Below are 18,709 nucleotides of genomic sequence, written 5' to 3'. Positions count from 1 at the left end.
TGCCACCCGGGGCTCGCCGTGACTTACGCGCTACGGGGACCGGGGTCCCTCAGCGGCGGGAAGTCAGTTGCAGGTGGTGACGCTCAGGCTGCTGTCGCCGCAGAGCAGCAGGCTGGCGCGGCTGCCGGTGTGGAGCTCCTCCGTGGCCTCGGCCTTGGGGGTTTCCATCGTCTGCAGGTCAAGAAGGGACATGGTGGTTCCTCTCTGATGGGGACGGTGTTTCTCGATCGGCCCCGGACGGGGCCGGCTTCAGGGCCGCGGTGGCGGCGGGAGGAAGGGCAGGTGCACGGGTATGTCGTGCAGCGCGCTGCCCAGTGCGAGCAGGCATCCGGCGGTGCCGGTGCTGAGGTCCATGGAGAGCCGCATCATCTGCTCTCCGGCGAAGGCCAGTTGGCCTTGGTAGGGGACGGCACCCCAGGCCAGGGAGTCGATCTGGCGGCGGAGGTCGGCGGTGTGGGTGCCGGGGCCGCCGGCCGTGGTGCGGGCGAGGTGCAGCACCATGCCCGCCGCGCCGCGGAACAGGCCGGGCTGGGCATAGAACTTGGCCTGCGCGGCCTGCACGATCTCGCGCCGCGCCCGGTCGAACTCGTCGTCCGGACGATGGGCGAGGAAGTCATCGAGCACCATGCCGATGCCGACGCTGCCGGCGCCGAGGTAGGGCATGGTCCGCCAGCCCTCGTTGACCTGGAGGGCGCCCCCGGCGCCGCGGACGCAGCGGGACAGGTCCCGGCGCAGGGCGTCGGCGGCCAGATCGAGCAGCGCGGGGTCGTCGGTGCGCTCGTAGAGGCGCAGGAAGAGCAGGGCGGCTCCGCTGTCGCCGTGCAGCAGCCCGGCGCGGGGTGTCGTACCGCCCCCGTCCGGTGGCGCGGCGGTCCGGAGCTTGTCGGCGACGAGCTGGGCGCAGTGCAACGCCCGCTCCCCGAGGGCGCTTTCGCCGGTGGAGGCGGCCAGGGAGTCGAGCGCCAGGCCGAGGCCGGCCAAGCCGCTGTGCAGGTCGGGGGCGATGTCCTGCCAGCGCTGGGTGGCGACGGTGTCGATGAGGTCCAGGGCCGGTGCCCGGTGGCCGAGCCGGTCCAGGACCCAGGCGACGCCGGAGAGGCCGTCGTAGAAGCCGAGCGGGCTGCCGGACGCGGGCGTCTTCATCCTCCGCAGCAGCCACTCCTCCGCCTCCGGGCAGCGGTCCGCGCCGGTCTCCGCCAGGGCGTACAGCACCCCGGCCGCCCCGTAGGCGAAGCAGGTGCCGCCGCCCGCGGTGGCGAACTGGGCGATGTCGCCGGGGAAGTAGCGGTCCTCCCGGTCGGGGGTGGCCGAGGCGAGCACGGCCCGGACCATGGAGTCGCGGCTGTGCGGCCAGTCGCCGAGGGCCACGGGGAGGTAGTCCGCTCCCCCGGTCCGGCTCGTGGGCCGGGAGGTGGGCGACGGCTGATGTCCGCGCAGGATTTCCGCCACCGCTTCGTCGAGGTAGTCGCGGGGCACCGGGAACTGTGTGGCGGCGATCTCCGCCAGATGCGCCGCCTTGCCGCGGTCCACCGCGAGGAGGCTGGTGAGCGGGAGGAACAGCGCCAGCCGCAGACAGGCCAGGGCGTAGCGGTCGACATCGAAGCCCCGGCGGTCGGCGGGGGCGACGAAACCCGGGTTGGCGATCACCTGGCGGCTGGACTGGTCGTCGACGGAGGCGGCCTCGAAGTCCAGCAGCACCACGGAGGATTCGTCCTCGGACATCATGATGTTGAAGAGGTGCAGATCGTTGAAGACCACGCCACGGGAGTGGATCGCCCGGACCGCGTCGGCCACCAGGCCGTGGACGCGCATCGCCCAGCGGGTGTACTCCGCGAGCCGCTCGGGGCTCGGATCGGCCTCGATGAGTGGGTGACGGTGCGCGAAGAAGCTGTTCAGCGGCCGGCCTTCGATGAACTCCAGCACCAGGAAGGTGTGGTCGCCGAGGGTGAACCAGTCGAGCACCTCGGGGGCGCAGCCCAGCCCGGAGAGCCGCTTCAGCGCGTCCCGCTCGCGCTCCAGCCGGGTCACGGCGTCCGCTCCATCGGCGGCCAGTCCGGCGTGCGGCCGCGCCTCCTTCAGCACCACCCGCTGGTCGGTCCGCAGGTCCCGGCCGACGTAGACACCGCCGCCGTTGGAGAAGTGCAGCGCCTGCTCGATCTTGTACGGCAGGTCGGTGACGGTGGTGGCGGAACGGGCGGCGAGATGCGGCTGGAGGAACTCCGGGAGGGTGACCCACTCGGGGACGCGGAACGCGGGCTCGCGGCGGTCGGGGACCAGCTGACCCTGGTCGTCCTCGATCGCGGGCCGGAGTTCGCCCTTGTCGTCGTAGCAGTGCCGCTCGGTGAAGCTGCCGTAGCGCACATAGACCGGGCCGGTGCCCCAGCGCAGATCGCTGAGGATGTACGGTCCCGGTTCGCCGGCGAGCAGCTCGTTCAGCTCCTCGGCGATGCGGCCGCACTGCTCCTCGTCGGCGGGGTAGACCGTGAGGAACTTTCCGCTGGCGCCGCGGTCGGCGTATTTGGCGTTGCGGATGTGCAGCAGGTACCGGGTCGGCATGCACTTGAAGGCGATGGAGCGCGGGACGCAGTAGTCCCAGACCTTGGCCAGCACTCTTTCGGCGTTGGCCAGACAGGCCGAGACATGGATCTTCCAGCCCTGGCTGGGGAGTTCGCCGTCCAGCGGCCGGAACGCCAGCCAGTCGCCGGAGCGGTGGCGCTGCCAGCCCTCCGGCAGCTCCCGGCTCAGCGTCTCGTACGGAGCGCTACGGCCCTTGCTGCTTGCGGGCATGCGGTGGGGAGCGTCGTAGAACTGTCGGTCGGCGTCGCAAAAGACGGCGTAACCCTTGTTCATCGCTCTCCCTCGGCTGGTGACAGGGATGACGCTGTCACGTCCTGAGGTCGCGAAAACAGTCATGACTGTCACGAAGGACCCATGAGAAATGCATGTTTGCTGCGAATTCGCTGAAGGGGAAAACGGTCACGCCAGGACCGCTGCCTCTCCCCTTAGGAGGGACGGAGAGTGAGGGTGCCCTCTGGGGCGTCGGCGACACAGGGACGGAAGCCGGTGCTGATTCGGTCGAAGAGCCCTTGCAGCCACCTGGAGTCGCGGCGCGAGGCATACCGCAGCCGCATGCGCCGGGCCTGCAGCGCGGTGATCCGCACCTCGTGGAGCCGGCCGGTGTCGGGGTCCACCGTGACGAGGTAGAGCGGCCGCAGGTCGTCCCGGTACTCCTCGTAGCCGGTGATGCCCTCGTAGTCATCGATGAAGTCGCCGCATCCGTAGATGGCGAGCTTCCCCCGGTACGCCTCCAGGGCACGGGGGTGGTGCGAGGAGTGGCCGTGGACGATATCCACACCGCCCTCCAGGAGGGCATGGGCGAAGGCGGCCTCACTACGCAACACGTGGTAGCCCCAGTTGGGGCCCCAGTGGACGGAGGCGACCGCGAGGTCTCCCGGCCGCTTCCACTGCCGTACCCGCCCGTTGATCTCGCCCGCGGCGGCCGGTGCGGGCCCGGCCACGAAGTCCACCCCTGAGCGGTCCCCGGCCGCCGCCCATGCCCGCGGGATACCGCTGGACGGCATCCCGAAGGAGAACACCAGGATCCGGCGGCCGTCCGCGACGGGGACGACCGCCGGGCGGCACGCCGCGCCGGTGTCCGCTCCCGCCCCCGCCGTCCGCAGCCCCGCGTCCGCCAGCGTGCCGAGGGTGTCCGCCAGCCCCGGGCGGCCGAAGTCCAGGACATGATTGTTGGCCAGGACGCAGACGTCGGGGCGGGCGGCGGCCAGGCAGGGCAGATTCGCCGGGTTCATCCGGTAGTGGATTTCCTTCTCAGGTGCAAATCCGGCGTACTGCGTGATGCTGGTCTCCAGATTCAGCACCCGGGCGGCGGGCGCCGCCTCGTCGAGCACCTCCAGCGCGTCCCCCCAGGGCCAGGAGAAGCCGGCCGGATACGGAATGGGTCCGTTCCGCGCCGCCGCCAGCTCGACATAGGCGCGGGCGTCCCGGAGGTATCCCTCCCGCAGCGCCGGTTCTCCGGGGTGCGGCAGGATCTGGTCGACACCGCGGCCGAGCATGACATCGCCGCAGAGGAACAGTGTGAGCAAGTCACCGCCCATTCCCCCAGGTTAGAACCGGTGCGCCGAGGTTTCACGGCGAGTGGGCGGGCGCCGCGTTCTGTGGCGTGGCGGAGTCCGCCCCGGGGGCGTGGCCGCGCGTCGCCTGGGCGTGGCCGCGCATCGCCGGCGCGGGGAGCGCTGCGCTGCCGCGCCCCGCGGGCGGCGGCGCCGGGCGGCGACCGGCGGTCAGGATGCTGAGGGCGTTGGCCACCACGATCGCGGCGACGGCCAGCCACTCGACGCCTTCCAGGGTCTGGTCCAGGACGACCAGCCCGACCAGTGCCGCAAGGACGGGGTTGACGCTCATGAAGATCCCGAAGAACCGCGCGGGAACCCGCCGCAGGGCCAGCAGATCGGCGAGGAACGGTACGGCCGAGGAGAGCACGCCCGCGAGGGCCGCGTACCCCAGGGCGCGCAGGCTCGGCGGGTGGTGGGCGAGCACGCCGATCCCGATGGGCAGATAGAGCAGGGCGGAGACACCGGCGGCCGCGGCCGACCCCTCGACTCCGGGCAGACGGGCACCGACGAGACGGTTGAGCAGGATGTAGGACGCCCAGCACACGGCGGCGATCAGCCCGAGGGCGATGCCCGCATAGTCGGTGGTCGGCTCGGGCCGGGTCAGCACGACGACCGCCGCCCCGGCGACGAGGGCGCACAGCAGGTCCACCGGACGGCGCGAGGCGGTCAGGGCCACGGCCAGCGGGCCGAGGAACTCCAGGGTCACCGCCAGGCCCAGGCCGATGCGGTCGATGGCGGTGTAGAGCGACAGATTCATCGTGGCGAACACCAGCGCCAGACACAGCACCGGCCACCACTGCCGCCAGGTGAACGCACGCAGCCTCGGCCGCCCCACCGCCAGGAGGACGAGCCCGGCTACCCACTGCCGTACGGCCACCACCCCGGCCGGTCCGATCACCGGAAAGGCCAGCGCCCCCATCGCGGCACCGCTCTGGTTGGCGAGTCCGCTGCCGCACATCAGCGCCACGCCCGCCAGTCGGCCCGAGCCCGCCGCCGGTCCCCCACGGACGTCTTCCGGGTGCGGCGGCCCTTGCGTGCTTCGTCTCATGCACCGCAGCCTCCGCCCCCGGACGCCGATACCTAAAATGCATGTCCGTACACATCAATGCGCTCTGGTTATGGATCTGAGGATGGAACTGCGACATCTGCGCTGTCTGGTGGCGATCATCGACGCCGGTGGCTTCACCGACGCCGCCATCGATCTCGGGATCTCGCAGGCGGCGGTGTCCCGGACGATCGCTTCGCTGGAAGACTCCCTCGGCGTACGGCTGTTGCACCGCACCAGCCGGAGCGTCGTCCCCACCACGGCGGGCGTGCAGGTACTGGCACGCGCCCGTAAGGTGCTGGCCGAGGCCGATAACCTCATCCGCGAGGCCACCACCGGCCACACCCGGCTGCGTATCGGCCACGCCTGGTCGGCCATGGGCCGGCACACCGCCGAGTACCAGCGCCGCTGGGCGGCCCGCCACCCCGGCATCGAGCTGCATCTCATCCGCACCAACTCCGCGACGGGCGGTCTGGCGGAGGGGCTCTGCGACCTCGCCGTGGTCCGTACGGCCTTCGACGACGCGCGCTTCGCCAGCGCCGTCGTCGGCCAGGAACGCCGCTACTGCGTCATGGCCGCCGACGACCCCTGGGCCACCCGCCGTGCCATCCCCCTGGCCGACATCCGCTCCCGCACCCTCCTCCTCGACCGGCGCACCGGCACCACCACAGCCGATCTGTGGCCCCCGGATGCGCGTCCGGTCGTCGAGTACACCCAGGACATCGACGACTGGCTCGCGATGATCGCCACCGGCCGCAGCGTCGGCATCACACCGGAGAGCACCGCCAACCAGTACCGGCGCGACGGCATCGTCTTCCGTCGGCTCCGGGACGCCGCCCCCGTCGCGGTCCATCTCATCTGGCGGCGCCATGACCCGCATCCGGCCACGCATGCCGCCGTCGCCCTGCTGACCGAGCTCTACCGGCAGCGGACATGAACGCCCGCCCACTTCACCCGACCGGGACGCTTACGACGCCGCCCGGGATGTTTACGGCCGCCCCCTCTCGCAGAACCGGACAGCACCCATGACGGACCCCACGGCCGCACCGAGGCCACAGCTGGCGGCACTCGGGCCCTTCTGCGCCTTCGAGACCCATGCCGAGGGGTCCGAACTGGCCGCTCCCTGGCGCACGTTGAGCGAGGTGACCGAGGAGAGCAGCGAAGTCCTGCGGGAGCGGATCGCCTCCGTACAGGCCACCCTCGCCGCCCACCACGGCAGACCGCCCGAGGCCGTCGAGCCGCGGGTGGCCGCATCGGTGGCCCATCTCGGCCTGGTGGCGCGGGTCATCGCACCGTTCCTCGGCCTGGCCGCTCTGCACGGCCTGCCGTCGCGCCCGCTCACACCGGACGACCTGCGGTATGGGTCCGCCCTCGGCGGCGCCTTCCGGCTCTCCCTGCCCCGCGAGACGGTGACCCCGACCACCGACGGTGACACCCGTCGCCCGGTCAACACCCTCGCCGGCGACCTGCTCTCCGGAACCGTCCACGCCCTGGTCGCCGCCTTCGCCCCCTACTCGGTCTCCCCGCACATCCTCTGGGGCAACGTCGCCTCGGCCGTGAACGGCGCCGCCACCGGCATCACCGCCGCCGCACCCTCCCTGGAAGGCCCCGCACGCGCAACGGCCCTCGCCTTCCTCCAGCAGCCGCAACTCCGGGACGCCCACACCCTGGCCACCCCCAACGGACGCTTCACACGCCGCAGTTGCTGTCTCCTCTACCGCGCCGCACCGGATGCCGCGGGCGCCATCTGCGGCGACTGCGTACTCCTGCACGAATGGGGCGGTCGCGGGGGATGGTCGCGGACGGGGCGGTGACGGACAGAACCGGCGCTGAGCAGTCACCAGCGCCTCCCTCAGGCCGACACAACCCCCTCGTGATCGGCCACCACGGGTTTCCGCTCCGGACGTCCCGTCCTGCCCTCGCCGGCCCATGACGCACCGTCATCACTCGCCTCACGACCGCAGATCCGCTCGCCGTGCGCGGTGCGCCGGTAGTACACCCGGTTTCTCTCTCGTACCCGGCTGACCAGACCCGCGTGGAGGAGGTGGCTGAGGTGGTAGGAGACCGTCGACGGGCTCAGATGGTGGCGGTCGGCGAGTTGGGTGGTGGTGCGGGGCAGAGCGAGGCCGGCCAGCAGGGTCGACCGGGAGTGGCCGAGAACGCTCCCCATGGGCGGGTCGGCTCCCTCGGTCATCCGGTCAGGTCCCAGGGCGCCGCGGGTCGGGTAAATGAGATAGATGCCGCGCTCCTGCCAGGGATCCACGCTGATGAGCCAGCTGTGCGCCACCGCCGAGGGGAAGAGCGTGAGGTCCGTGGTCCCGGATACCTCGATCCGGTGCTCGCTCGCCAGGTGCAGCGTGCCGGAACGGTAGGCGATGTCCTGGTGCAGGGAGTTCAGTACGGCGCTCAGTCCGCTGCGGGCGATGCGGCGCGCCCGGTGCTCGATATCGGCTTCGACACCGGCGACGACGGAGGGCCACAGCGGCGCGAGGCTCTGCCGCCAGAACGCGTCCAGTTCGTCGGCGACCTGCTGCGCGAAGGCCCGCTCGCCGCGTTCCAGGAAGCTTCGGACACCGGGGAGTTCGCCTGCGGATGTCTTCCCCTGAGGGCGCGCGGTCCGGAGCATACGGTCCATCTGCCGGGCGACCACACGGGCCGATGTCGCGGCGACCTGATGCAGCTCCGCTTCGAGGTCCGGTGTGCGATCGGTGGCCGTACCGGGAGTCATGAAGTCCGGCGCGTATCCGCTGATTTCCCGGCGCAGCGCGGACAGCAGCGGCAGTTGCCGTTCCTGTAGCACGGCGTCGACCTGCTGCCGGGGCACGCTGACCGTGCTCAGCGCGTGCGGGCGATGCGGATGCAGCACGGCTCCGGCCTGCATCAACGGTGAGACCGCGAACCGTGTGGCCGCCAGCATGTCAGCGCTCACGGCGATGTTGATCACTCTCCGCCCCCTTCCCGGCGCCGGTCCCCGCACCGACGCGCGCGCTCCCCCCCCCCATCATTCCAGGATCGCGTCAGCCGACGTGGCCGCCTCACCCGACGTGCACGCGAGGGCGGCGACTGCGGTCCGGTTCCGCCTCGCGGAGGACTTCGCGGGTGACGGGGGCGACTTCGCCCTGGCCGAAGAGGAAGAACCGGAGGAACTGGGCGAAGGGACTGCCCTCGGTCCACTCGAAGTAGATGTGCGGACGCTGTCCGGTCATGTCCCGTGCGTGCAGCAGCAGGGCGGCCAGCGCGTTGGAGATGGTGGAGCTCTCCAGGCACAGCACGCGGTAGCGGCCGTGCATGACCTCACCGTGCACCCGTAGTTCGCTCTCGAACTCCGAGGGGTCGCCGACGGTGACCTCGACGAAGATGAAGTCGTCGTCGACCGGGAGGTCGTTGTCGGTGCGGATCTGTTCGAGCTTGTCGCGGTACTCGGCCAGATCCCGCTGGTCGGGCTCGTTCGCGATGAAGCGGATCTTGCGATGGGCGATATCGCGGATGAACCGCTCGGCCATGGGGTCGAGCACCACGCCGGCCACCCGCAGCTCGAAGGCGCGGGCGAGGCGGGAGAGGAACGACACCAGGATGATGCCGGCGATGAAACAGGCGCCGATCTTGACGCCGTCGGGGCGCTCGATGACGTTCGCCACCGTGGTGTAGAGGAACACCACGGAGATGGTGGCGAAGCCGATCGTCCAGCCGCGTTCCCGGGCCCGCCGTGCGGCGATGGTCACGGCGATCGCGGCGGAGCTGATCAGGACCAGGACGCCGGTGGCGTAGGCGCCGCCCTGGGCGTCCACGTCGGCGTTGAAGATCCAGGTGACCAGGAAGGCGATCAGGGTGAAGACCAGCACCATGGGACGGACCGCGCGGGCCCAGTGGGGCGCCATGCCGTAGCGCGGCAGGTACTGCGGCATCAGATTCAGCAGACCGGCCATGGCCGAGGCGCCGGCGAACCAGAGGATGGCGATGGTGGAGATGTCGTAGACGGTGCCGAAGGCGGAGCCCAGGTACGCGTGGGCCAGGTATGCCAGGGCGCGGCCGTTGGCCGGCCCTCCGGGCTGGAACGCCTGCTCCGGGATGAGCAGGGTGGTGATGAAGCTGGTGATGATGAGGAAGACGCTCATGATCACGGCAGCGGTGGTGAGCAGCTTCTTCGCGCCCCGGATGCGCCCTCTGGGGCGCTCCTCGGTGTCGTCGGGGTCGCCCTCGATATGCGGCATCACCGCCACACCGGTCTCGAACCCGGACAGCCCCAGCGCCAGCTTCGGGAAGACCAGCAGGGCCACCCCGATCATCGCCGGCACACTGCCGTGCTCGGCGGTCAGGGCGTGGGACCAGTCGGTGACGACATGTGCCGCGGTCGCCACATGCCACAGCCCGGCGGCCACCACGACCGCGTTGAGCCCCAGGTAGAGGCCCACGAGAACGATCGCCACCCCCATGGCCTCCAGGAAACCCTTGAGGAACACCGCGCCGAGCAGCGCGACGAGGACGAGGGTGATGATCATCTGGCCGTTGTGCAGGGCGCTGGTGAGGTGCGGATTCTCCACCAGGTGGGTCGAGGCGTCGGCGGCCGACAGGGTGATGGTGATGAGGAAGTCGGTGGCGGCGAAGCCCAGCAGGGTCAGCACGAACAGCTTGCCCTTCCAGAAGGACAGCAGCCGCTCCAGCATGGCGATCGAGCCCTGCCCGTGCGGGCTCTCCTCGGCCACCCGCCGGTAGACCGGCAGCGCCCCGGCGAGCGTCACGAGAACCAGGACGACGGTGGCGATCGGTGACAGCAGCCCCGCGGCCAGGGCGGCGATGCCCGGCTGATAGCCGAGGGTGGAGAAGTAGTCCACACCGGTCAGGCACATCACCCGCCACCAGCGCTGCCCCCGGTGGGCGCTCACCGGCCCGGCGTGCGGCCCTTGCTGATGCTTGGCCATATCGGACAGGCCTTCCAGCATCCAGGCGCGCAGGCGCTGCCGCGCCGTGACCCCGGAGCGCGCACCGGCAGGGGCGGAGGCGGCCATCGTGTGCTCCTGTCGTACCGCGAAAGCATCCCGCCATCGATGAGATGGCCTGGTCAGCGTACGTAGTCCGGGCCCCGCGACCGGGGTGCTCAGCGCTGTGGCGCTTTCGTGTCCCCGGGTGCGGCGGCGGCAGCCGGGGGATCCGGCGTGCCACCGGCGCCGCGTCGCGCCGGTTGTCGGACGAGGTAGTGCACATACTCGTGCGCCAGGCGGAATCCGGCGGTCCAGGCGAGGAGCCGGCTGGGTCGGTTGTCACGGGAACAGGTCCAGCTGGGGGTGTGGCCGCGGCCCGCGATGTCCCGGCACAGGGCGGTCACACAGGCCAGGGCCAGGCGCCGGCGGCGGTGTGCGGGGGCGGTGTAGCAGGCGATGTCCTCGTACGCGGTGCCGTGGAAGTACGTACCGGCGACGGCGAGAACCTCGTCCGAACGGAAGGCCGCCCAGCCGAGTCCGGAGGCCGCGAGACCCGCCGGGCCGCCCCAGCTGGCATGGAGCCATGCCGTGTCCGAGGCGAGGGCGGCCAGCGCCGGGGCGTCCTCCGGCAGCAGCCGACGCACCGTCACTCCGCCCGGCGGACACGGCGCCGTCACCGGCTCCTGATGCACATACAGCATCCGCTCCCACGGCACGATCAGATCGAAGGCGCCGCGCAGAGCGGGAAGGAAGCGGGCCGGGGCCTGCACATAGTGCGCGTCGAAGACGGCGAGGGCCTGCGGGGACAGGGCGCTCGGGTCGCCGCGGAGCAGCACATGTCCGGCGCAGGCGACGGCCACGGTGCGCGGGGTGTGAGCGCGGTCGGCCCACCAACGGCCGACTCCGGCGACCTGCACATGTTCGGCCAGCGCGGCCGTCCCCGGCGACCCGGCGGCGAACCAGCGGGAGAGCGGGGGCAGTTGGTCCGGGGCGAGTTCGATCACTGCGATCCCTTGAGGTGATCGCGGAACGGCCCGGCCCCTACGGAACCGGCACCGCCCGCTCGACGCCTGAGCACACGACCGCCAGGACGATACGGGAGGAAAAACCGGAAACCGGGCATGATCTGCGTATGTGCATGCCGTGTCGCCAGAGCCATACGGCTGTTGTGGGTGCGGCCGCGGCCGGTCACATGGCCGGCAGCCGCGCCGCGCAGTGGCGGCAGGCGCGAGCCGGGGCCGCCATCACGGCATGCGACGCAGCGGCGAGTGCGCCGGCGAACGCGAGCAGTGGCCAGTTCGTGGCCAGGACGGAGGCGGTGACGAGCGCGAGCGTCGCGACCGCCATGGCAACGCTCGCGGTGGTCCCGGTCCATGCGACCGCGCGGGGCAGCTGATGCGGAGTGGGCAGCCGGCGGGCGAGGGTGCCGGTGACGGCCAGTGTCGCCGCGGCGAGCACTGCTGCGACGCCGGCGACACCGGCCAGATGAACGGCCAGCAGCTGAGCCAGGTGTGGCAGCCGCCAAGGCTGATCGTGGTCGGTGGACCAGGCCAGGTACCAGCAGGCGGCCAGGAAGGGGGCGGTGAGGGCGACGGCCCGTGCGGTGTGCCGGGCCTGAGCGATGGTCAGTTCCCGTTGGCAGCTCGGCACGAGTTCGTCAAGGGTCCCGAACTCTGCCACTGCTCGGTGGGCGGCGTGCTGGTAGGCCATCCCTTCGCCGGTGTACGCCGCCACCGTGTCCGCGAGGCCGCCGCCTAACTCCTCGATCATCCGGGCCTTGATGCGGGCCGGGCCGTGCAGGGCAGCTGTCAGGGCCGCGAGGTAATCCTCGATGGGGTCGGCTTGCCCACTGATGGCGCTCATGTGGCGATCCCGGGCGGCGTGGCGGGGTTCAGGACCGAGCCGATCGCGGTGGTGAACTCGCTCCACGCGGTGCGCTCGGTGGCCAGGGTCTGCCGTCCGGCGTTGGTGAGTTCGTAGCATCGCCGTCGCCGTTCGCCCGAAGACTGCCAGCTGCTGCTCAGCAGCCCGAGCCGCTCCAGCCGGTTCAAGGCCGGGTAGATGGTGCCCGTGCGCAGCTCAAGTGCGCCCCCGCTGCGGTGTTGGACCGCGGCGATGATCGCGTAGCCGTGCAGCGGGCCTGGTTCCAGCACGGCCAGCAACAGTCCGTCCAGGTGCCCTCGCACCGCGTCTGCCCTCATGTGTAGGCAGCCTACCCAAACGAGCCGTAGGCAGTGTATGTATTGGCAGCCAACACATATAGGCGCTACTCGGAGGGATCCCCATGCCCAGGAAACCGGCCACCCCCATGCACGCCATGCCCAGGAAAGCTGACGCGATGGACGACGTATACGCTGGCCTGCTCTTTACTCGTACCGATCTGGCGCTGAGCGCGATGCGCTACGTGCAAGGCATCGAGGACCCGGCGATCTTCAACCACAGCATGCGCAGCTATCTCTACGGGCGCTTTCTCGGAGAGCAGCAGGGCCTGCACCCCGGCCGCGACTATGACGACGAGCTGTTATTTCTGGGCTGTCTTCTGCACGACGCCGGGCTCAGCGCTGAGGGCAACGGTGACCAGCGCTTCGATATGGACGGCGCCGACTTGGCCGCCCGCTTCCTCACCGACCAGGGGGTGTCACCGGAGAGGGTCGAGGTCGTATGGGACGCGATCGCCCTGCACCTGCACTACGAGATCGCCATGCGCAAACGTCCCGAGATCGCGTTGGTGACGGCCGGCGCCGGTTTCGACCTCGGCCCCGAGGGGCCGCACACCCTCCCGGCCGGTTATGCCGACCGCGTCCATGCTTCGCTGCCGCGCCTCCACGCCGCGGCCGTGCTCTACGACGCGATCGTCGGGCAGGCCATCGACAAGCCACACAAGGCCCCGCCGTTCAGCATGCCCGGCGAACTGGTGCGCCAGGAGACACAGGCGGTCTGGCCTACCTGGAAGCAACTGATGACCCAATCCCCCAGCTGGAACGACTACGACGGCTACCAACCGGAGGGGTGAGCACGGGACCCGGACAGCCACCGCACGCCAAGACCCTTATCCCACTCTGTCGCCGGCCGACCGCGCTCCGCGACCGTTCCTGCCGCCGCCTGGATTCCACCGGGCGGTGTGCCAGAGTGGGAGGAGGACGGACCGCGCATCGGTGCGTGCAGGAAGTTGTGGCTTCATGTCCCTTCAGTCGGATCGCCTCGCCGCGGTCACCGCACACCCCAGGTCCCCGCCCCGCCGGAGCGAGGAGTACGAGGACCTCTTCGATCAGGCTCCGGTGATCTTTGCTGCGCTGAGCGGGCCGGCCCATCTGCTGGAGGCGGCGAATCCAGCGTTCTTCGAGGCGTTCGGGGGCGATCCCGCAGGGATCGATGTGCCGATCGGAGACTTGATTCCCGAGCTGGCTCCGCAGGGCGTCCTGGACCGGCTCGATGCGGTGTACCGCACCGGCACCGCGTACCGGGCCCGTGCGGGGCGGCTGGTGCTCGGTCCGCCAGGGGCGCAGCGGGAGGGGTTCTTCGACTTCACCTACGAGCCCCGCCGGGACGCGCTCGGTGCGATCGACGGAGTGGTCGTGATCGCGGTGGAGACCACCGCGTTCCACCACGCCCAGCTTCTCGCGGCCGAACAGCGTCTCTTGCTGGAGCGGATCGCGAGCGACGCCCCCCTGGGCGACATCCTGACGGGTATGGCGCGGGCGATCGAGGAGCTGTCACCGGAACTGATCGTCTCGGTGCTGCTCATCGACCCCGAGGGCGCACATCTGCTGCACGGCACCGGCCCGAGCCTGCCCGCCTTCTACAACGAGGCCATCGACGGCCTCGCCATCGGTCCGGACGTCGGCTCCTGTGGAACAGCCGCCTATCTCCGTGAGCCGGTGATCGCCACCGATATCGCCACCGACGACCGGTGGGAGGGCTACCGCGATCTGGCCGCGCGGGCCGGGGTCGCGGCGTGCTGGTCCACTCCGATCATGGGGACGGACGGCGGGCTGCTGGGCACCTTCGCGATGTACCACCGCACCCCCAAGGAGCCCACGGACAAGGATGTGGCCCTCAGCGGTGCGTTCGCCCGTATCACCGCGCTGGCCATCGAACGCCACCGAGCCCTGGAGGAGGGGCGGGCGGCCCAGGAGCGGGAGAAGGCGGTCCGGGAGGACCTGGCCTTCATCCTGGAGGCCAGTACGGCCATCACCCGTGAGCCGCACTATGGCGACTGTCTGCAGTGCCTGGCCCGGCTGACCGTGCCGACCCTGGCGCCGCTGTGCACGGTCCATGTGCTGGAGGACGGCCGGACCCGGCGGATCGCCATGGCCGCCGCCACCCCGGCCGATGAGGCGCTGCTCGCGGTCCCCGGCCTGGACGACGAGATCGACCGTGCGGTGCTCCGGGTCCTGGCCTCCGGCGCGACGGATACGGACCACGCCGAAGTCGCCCGCGGCCGCCACCTCGCACTGCCCGGCGTCACCGGTTATGTCTCCGTCCCCCTGAGCGCCCGTGGCCGCACCTTCGGGGTACTGACCCTCCTGGCCACCGGCCCGCCCCTGGACGGCCATGCCGTGGCCCTCGCCGAGGAGCTGGCCCGCAGGGCCGCGTCCAGCGCCGACAACGCCCACCAGTTCACCGACCGCGTCCAGCTGTCCCGCGATCTGCAGGCCGGGCTGCTGCCGCCCGAGCTGCCCAGGATTCCCGGCGCCGATCTGGCGGCGTACTACCACCCGGCCGGCGAAGGGCTGGACGTCGGTGGCGATTTCTATGACGTCTTCCCGCTCCCGGACAACCGCTGGGCGCTGATGATCGGCGATGTGTGCGGGCGCGGGGCGGCGGCCGCCACGACCACCGGCATGGTCCGCCACACCGCCCGCGCCGCCGCGCGGCTGCTGCACGACCCGGTGGCCGTGGTCGCCGCCATCAACGACGCACTGACCGATGGCACCGCTGACGAGGACGTCTTTGTCTCGCTCGTCTACGGCGAACTGCGGCACAGCGGATCCCGGCTCACGCTGGAACTGATCCGGGCCGGCCATGTCCCGCCGCTCCTGCTGCGCGCCGACGGCACGGTCGAACAGGTCACCCCGTCGGGCCTGCTGCTGGGCGTGGCCCCCGCCTTCGACGGTTCCGTGTGCCGGGTCGCTCTCGCTTCGGGCGACAGCCTGGTGCTGGTCACGGACGGCATCACCGAGGCCCGCTCCGCCACCGGCGATTTCTTCGACGAACACCGGCTGGCCGCGGCCCTGCTCCCGCACCGCACCGCGCTCTCCGGCGCCGCCGGTCTCATCGCGTCCATCAATGCCGCGGTGACCGCCTTCGCGGGGCCGTCCACCCCCGACGACCAGGCCGCCCTGGTCCTCACCGCGACCACCTGACCACTGCGCACGGGACGCCGTCCGGCGGCGTACGGGACACGGTCCGGCGGCGCAAAGGGATCGCCCGATGGGCCCGCCCCCCTGCCCTTCCCCGGGGAACTTGCCTATTTTGGGCTCATGGACAGCGCGCCGCGTGACACCCCCGACGAGCCCAACCCGCTGCACCGGCTCTCCCTCGACGCACTGCGACGGCGTACGAGCATGAAGTGGCGCACCTACCCGGAGGATGTGCTGCCGCTGTGGGTGGCGGAGATGGACGTTCCACTGGCCGCACCGGTCGCACGGGCGATCACGGACGCGGTCGCGCTCGGCGACACCGGCTACCCGGCGGGGACCCCGTACGCCGACGCGCTGGCCGACTTCGCCCGGACGCGGTGGGGCTGGGACGGGCTCGCCGTCGAGCGGACTGCGATCGTGCCGGATGTGATGCTGGGCATCGTCGAAATGCTCAAGCTGGTCAGCGGTCCGGGCGATCCGGTGGTCGTCAACTGCCCTGTCTATCCGCCGTTCTACCAGTTCGTGACGCATATGGACCGGCGCGTGGTGGAGGCGCCGCTGGGCGGGGACCTGCGGATCGACTTCGGCGCGCTGGAGGAGGCGTTCCGGTATGCGTCGGCGGACGGCGGCCGGGCCGCGTACCTGTTGTGCAGCCCGCACAATCCCACCGGCGTCGTGCACAGCGCCGAGGAGCTGACCGCCGTCGCGGCGCTGGCGGACCGGTTCGGCATACGGGTCGTCGCCGACGAGATCCATGCGCCCGTGGTGGCCCGTGACGCCGCCTTCGTGCCCTATCTGAGCGTGCCCGGGGCGGAGAACGGGCTGGCGCTGCTGTCGGCGTCCAAGGCATGGAACCTGGCCGGCCTCAAAGCCGCGCTGGCCGTCGCCGGGCCCGCCGCGGCCGATGAGCTGGCCCGCCTCCCGGAAGAGGTCAGCCACGGCCCCAGCCACCTCGGCATCATCGCCCACACCGCTGCCCTGCGGGACGGCCGCGACTGGCTCGACGCAGTGTGCGCCGGTATCGACGACAACCGCCAACTGCTCGCCGCCCTGCTGGCCGAGCGGCTCCCCCAGGTCCGCTACCGCCCCGCCGCCGGGACGTATCTCGCCTGGCTCGACTGCCGCCCACTGGGGCTCGGTGACGACCCCGCCGCGGCCTTTCTCGCCCGCGGCAGAGTGGCTCTCAGCGCCGGTACGGCCTTCGGCACCGGCGGCGCCGGCCACGTCCGGCTCAACCTGGCGACCTCGCCCGCTCTGCTCACCGAGGCGGTACGGCGGATGGCCACGGCGGTGGCCTGAGCACGACCCCCCGGCCCCCTCCGCCGCACCTTGCGGGATTCTCATTCACTAGGACATGATCTCATTCATGGTGGGATTCGGGGCGCGGAAAGGGCCGCACGGCAGGCACAAGTACCGGTGACAGCGCCGGAATTGGGTCGGTGGTGTCACCCGACCCATCGGATCGGAAGCGCGTACCGGAAGGGCCGAGGGCGACGATGAGCGAGTCAGTGGCGCCGGGGACCGGCCGGACCTCCACGGGCGGCGGTCCGGGTGAGCGGGCCGCGGGCGCGCTGGACCGGGGGCTGGCGATCCTGACCCATGTCGCGGGCAACCGCGGTGTCTCGACTCCGGAGATCGCCCAGGCGCTCGGGCTGACCCGGAGTACGGCCTACCGTCTCGTCGACCGCCTGGAGGAGCAGGGCTGGCTGACCCACACCCCGGCCGCGGGTCAGTGGCAGTTGGGGCCGACGGCGGTCCGGCTGGCGTCCGCTGCGGTGACCTCAACCACGCTGCGCGACACCGCGGCGCCCGCGCTGCGCAAGCTCGCCGAGCTCACTCAGGAAACCGTCAGCCTTGGCGTACCCAACGGCCTGACCATGGTGTTCGTCCACCGCGAGCGCGGCACCCGGCCGGCCGTGGTGACCGCCGAGCCGGGCGCCTCCCGCCCCCTGCACTCCAGCTCGCTGGGCCGCGCCTATCTGGCGGCGCTGCCCCAGCAGAAGCTGGAGGACACCCTGATCGAGCTGATCCGCGACCCGCTGTCCCCAGTGTCCGCGGCCACCGTCTCGGACGTGCATGCCGAGATCGAGCGCACCCGGGAGCGTGGCTGGGCCCAGGACCTGCGGGACTTCGACGAGTCCAGCTGCTGCTGCGGCGCCGCGGTCTACGACCACACCGGGATGCCGGTCGCCTGCGTCAGCGTGGCCGGTGTGGCCGAACGCATGGCGCCGCTGGTGCCGACCTACGGGCCGGTGGTGGCACAGGTATGCCGTGAACTCTCCTCGAAACTGGGCTACTTGCCGAACGGCAGGCCCTAAGACACGGCGACGCACGCCCCGGCGCCGTCGGGCACGCTGCTCCGTACCGGATTGGTCAGCCGCCCGATGCCCTCCACCTCCGACTCCAGGAGGTCGCCGGGCCGCAGGGCACGCCGTGGCCGCATGAAGTCGCCGCTGCCCGCCGGGGTACCGGTCAGCACCACATCGCCGGGCCGCAGGGTGAAGAACCGGCTGAGATAGGCGATCAGCGCCGGGACCCCGAAGACCATGTCGGCCGTCGAACCGTCCTGCACCGTCTCGCCGTTGAGCCGGGTGCGGATCCGCAGCCGCTGCGGGTCGGGGATCTCGTCCGCCGTGACCAGCACCGGCCCGAAGGGGCAGAAGGTGTCCAGCCCCTTGCCCCGCAGCCACTGGCCGTCGCGCTCCTGCAGATCGCGGGCGGAGATGTCGTTGGCGACGGTGTAGCCGAAGACGTGGCGCAGCGCGTCCGCCTCGGGCACCTGCCGGGCCTCGGTGCCGATGATGACGGCCAACTCCGTTTCCCAGTCGACGCGTTGGGTGACTTCCGGGTCGATGACGACCGCCTCGCCGCTGCCGATGACGCTGGAGGAGAGCTTGGGGAAGAGGCAGGGTTCGGTGGGGCGTTTTCCGCCTCGCTCCTCGATGGTGTCCGGGTAGTTCAGCCCGACTCCGTACAGCGCTCCCGGCCGGTACGGCAGGGCCGGCACCAGGTCTGCTCCGGTGGGCAGTTGGCCCCATGACCACGGCAGGGTGCCGCCGGCGATGACCTCACCGAGGGACATATGGGGCGGTGCCAGCCGCCAGGGATCCTGGGGGGCGAGCCGGCCGGCGAGCCGGTCGCGCCCCTGATGGGTGAGGGTGGCCAGATACATGGGGCTCTCCAGGGCGGTACGGCGCCCCGTCGCGGGTGCGGCGGGGCACTCGGCAGATGCGGCCGTCGAGTCCGGGC

At 71.4% G+C, this 18,709-nt stretch carries 16 protein-coding genes; 6 read left to right on the top strand and 10 right to left on the bottom strand.

Going from position 1 to position 18,709, the window contains the following annotated elements; all coding sequences use genetic code 11:
* Positions 1-63: 63 nt before the first annotated feature.
* From STRTU_RS33380 to STRTU_RS33365, 4 genes are all read right to left on the bottom strand, one after another.
* A complete protein-coding gene (locus tag STRTU_RS33380; protein ID WP_093638117.1) occupies positions 64-192 on the bottom strand; it encodes a SapB/AmfS family lanthipeptide in 129 nt (42 codons plus the stop codon).
* A gap of 57 nt (positions 193-249) precedes the next feature.
* Entirely contained in the window at positions 250-2,850 is a 2,601-nt protein-coding gene (lanKC, locus tag STRTU_RS33375) for a class III lanthionine synthetase LanKC (RefSeq protein ID WP_159748831.1), read from the bottom strand.
* Positions 2,851-3,002: 152 nt separating this feature from the next.
* Positions 3,003-4,115, bottom strand: coding sequence for a CapA family protein (locus tag STRTU_RS33370; protein WP_159748829.1), 1,113 nt, complete (start codon positions 4,113-4,115; stop codon positions 3,003-3,005).
* A gap of 31 nt (positions 4,116-4,146) precedes the next feature.
* Entirely contained in the window at positions 4,147-5,181 is a 1,035-nt protein-coding gene (locus tag STRTU_RS33365; RefSeq protein ID WP_159748827.1) for an EamA family transporter, read from the bottom strand.
* Between the two features lie 82 nt (positions 5,182-5,263).
* On the opposite strand from STRTU_RS33365, the gene STRTU_RS33360 reads away from it, so the two are divergent.
* Entirely contained in the window at positions 5,264-6,115 is an 852-nt protein-coding gene (locus STRTU_RS33360) for a LysR family transcriptional regulator (RefSeq protein ID WP_371873697.1), read from the top strand.
* 88 nt (positions 6,116-6,203) lie between these two features.
* Positions 6,204-6,992 (top strand): (2Fe-2S)-binding protein, encoded by a 789-nt coding sequence (locus tag STRTU_RS33355; RefSeq protein ID WP_159748823.1) that lies wholly within the window; start codon positions 6,204-6,206, stop codon positions 6,990-6,992.
* A gap of 38 nt (positions 6,993-7,030) precedes the next feature.
* Here the strand turns inward: STRTU_RS33355 and STRTU_RS33350 are convergent, their stop codons facing one another.
* From STRTU_RS33350 to STRTU_RS33330, 5 genes are all read right to left on the bottom strand, one after another.
* On the bottom strand, positions 7,031-8,122 hold the full coding sequence (locus tag STRTU_RS33350) for an ArsR/SmtB family transcription factor (protein ID WP_159748821.1): 1,092 nt from the start codon (positions 8,120-8,122) through the stop codon (positions 7,031-7,033).
* A 91-nt stretch (positions 8,123-8,213) separates the two neighbouring features.
* Positions 8,214-10,184: an APC family permease gene (locus STRTU_RS33345; protein ID WP_159748819.1), complete on the bottom strand. Its 1,971-nt coding sequence runs from the start codon at positions 10,182-10,184 to the stop codon at positions 8,214-8,216.
* An 89-nt stretch (positions 10,185-10,273) separates the two neighbouring features.
* The gene (locus STRTU_RS33340) at positions 10,274-11,101 is read right to left on the bottom strand and encodes a GNAT family N-acetyltransferase (RefSeq protein WP_159748817.1); all 828 of its coding nucleotides are present in this window, start codon (positions 11,099-11,101) and stop codon (positions 10,274-10,276) included.
* A 184-nt stretch (positions 11,102-11,285) separates the two neighbouring features.
* Positions 11,286-11,960: a permease prefix domain 1-containing protein gene (locus tag STRTU_RS33335; RefSeq protein ID WP_159748815.1), complete on the bottom strand. Its 675-nt coding sequence runs from the start codon at positions 11,958-11,960 to the stop codon at positions 11,286-11,288.
* A complete protein-coding gene (locus STRTU_RS33330; protein WP_159748813.1) occupies positions 11,957-12,298 on the bottom strand; it encodes a PadR family transcriptional regulator in 342 nt (113 codons plus the stop codon). The genes STRTU_RS33335 and STRTU_RS33330 overlap by 4 nt, the downstream gene beginning before the upstream one ends.
* A gap of 137 nt (positions 12,299-12,435) precedes the next feature.
* On the opposite strand from STRTU_RS33330, the gene STRTU_RS33325 reads away from it, so the two are divergent.
* From STRTU_RS33325 to STRTU_RS33310, 4 genes are all read left to right on the top strand, one after another.
* Positions 12,436-13,110, top strand: coding sequence for an HD domain-containing protein (locus tag STRTU_RS33325; RefSeq protein ID WP_159748811.1), 675 nt, complete (start codon positions 12,436-12,438; stop codon positions 13,108-13,110).
* A 166-nt stretch (positions 13,111-13,276) separates the two neighbouring features.
* Positions 13,277-15,463 (top strand): SpoIIE family protein phosphatase, encoded by a 2,187-nt coding sequence (locus tag STRTU_RS33320; RefSeq protein WP_159748809.1) that lies wholly within the window; start codon positions 13,277-13,279, stop codon positions 15,461-15,463.
* 117 nt (positions 15,464-15,580) lie between these two features.
* Positions 15,581-16,759 carry a MalY/PatB family protein gene (locus tag STRTU_RS33315; RefSeq protein WP_159748807.1) on the top strand — a complete coding sequence of 393 codons (1,179 nt, stop codon included), beginning with the start codon at positions 15,581-15,583 and terminating at the stop codon, positions 16,757-16,759.
* A 197-nt stretch (positions 16,760-16,956) separates the two neighbouring features.
* Positions 16,957-17,778, top strand: a complete 822-nt coding sequence (locus STRTU_RS33310) for an IclR family transcriptional regulator (protein WP_159748805.1) — start codon at positions 16,957-16,959, stop codon at positions 17,776-17,778.
* On the opposite strand, the gene STRTU_RS33305 is transcribed toward STRTU_RS33310, so the two are convergent.
* On the bottom strand, positions 17,775-18,632 hold the full coding sequence (locus STRTU_RS33305; protein ID WP_159748803.1) for a fumarylacetoacetate hydrolase family protein: 858 nt from the start codon (positions 18,630-18,632) through the stop codon (positions 17,775-17,777). The two genes, STRTU_RS33310 and STRTU_RS33305, sit on opposite strands and share 4 nt — an antisense overlap.
* Between the last annotated feature and the right edge of the window lie 77 nt (positions 18,633-18,709).

The sequence above is a fragment of the Streptomyces tubercidicus genome (assembly GCF_027497495.1).
GTDB lineage: Bacteria > Actinomycetota > Actinomycetes > Streptomycetales > Streptomycetaceae > Streptomyces > Streptomyces tubercidicus.
The sequence above is the reverse complement of the archived record's forward strand: the minus strand, read 5'-3'. Positions and strand labels throughout refer to the sequence as shown.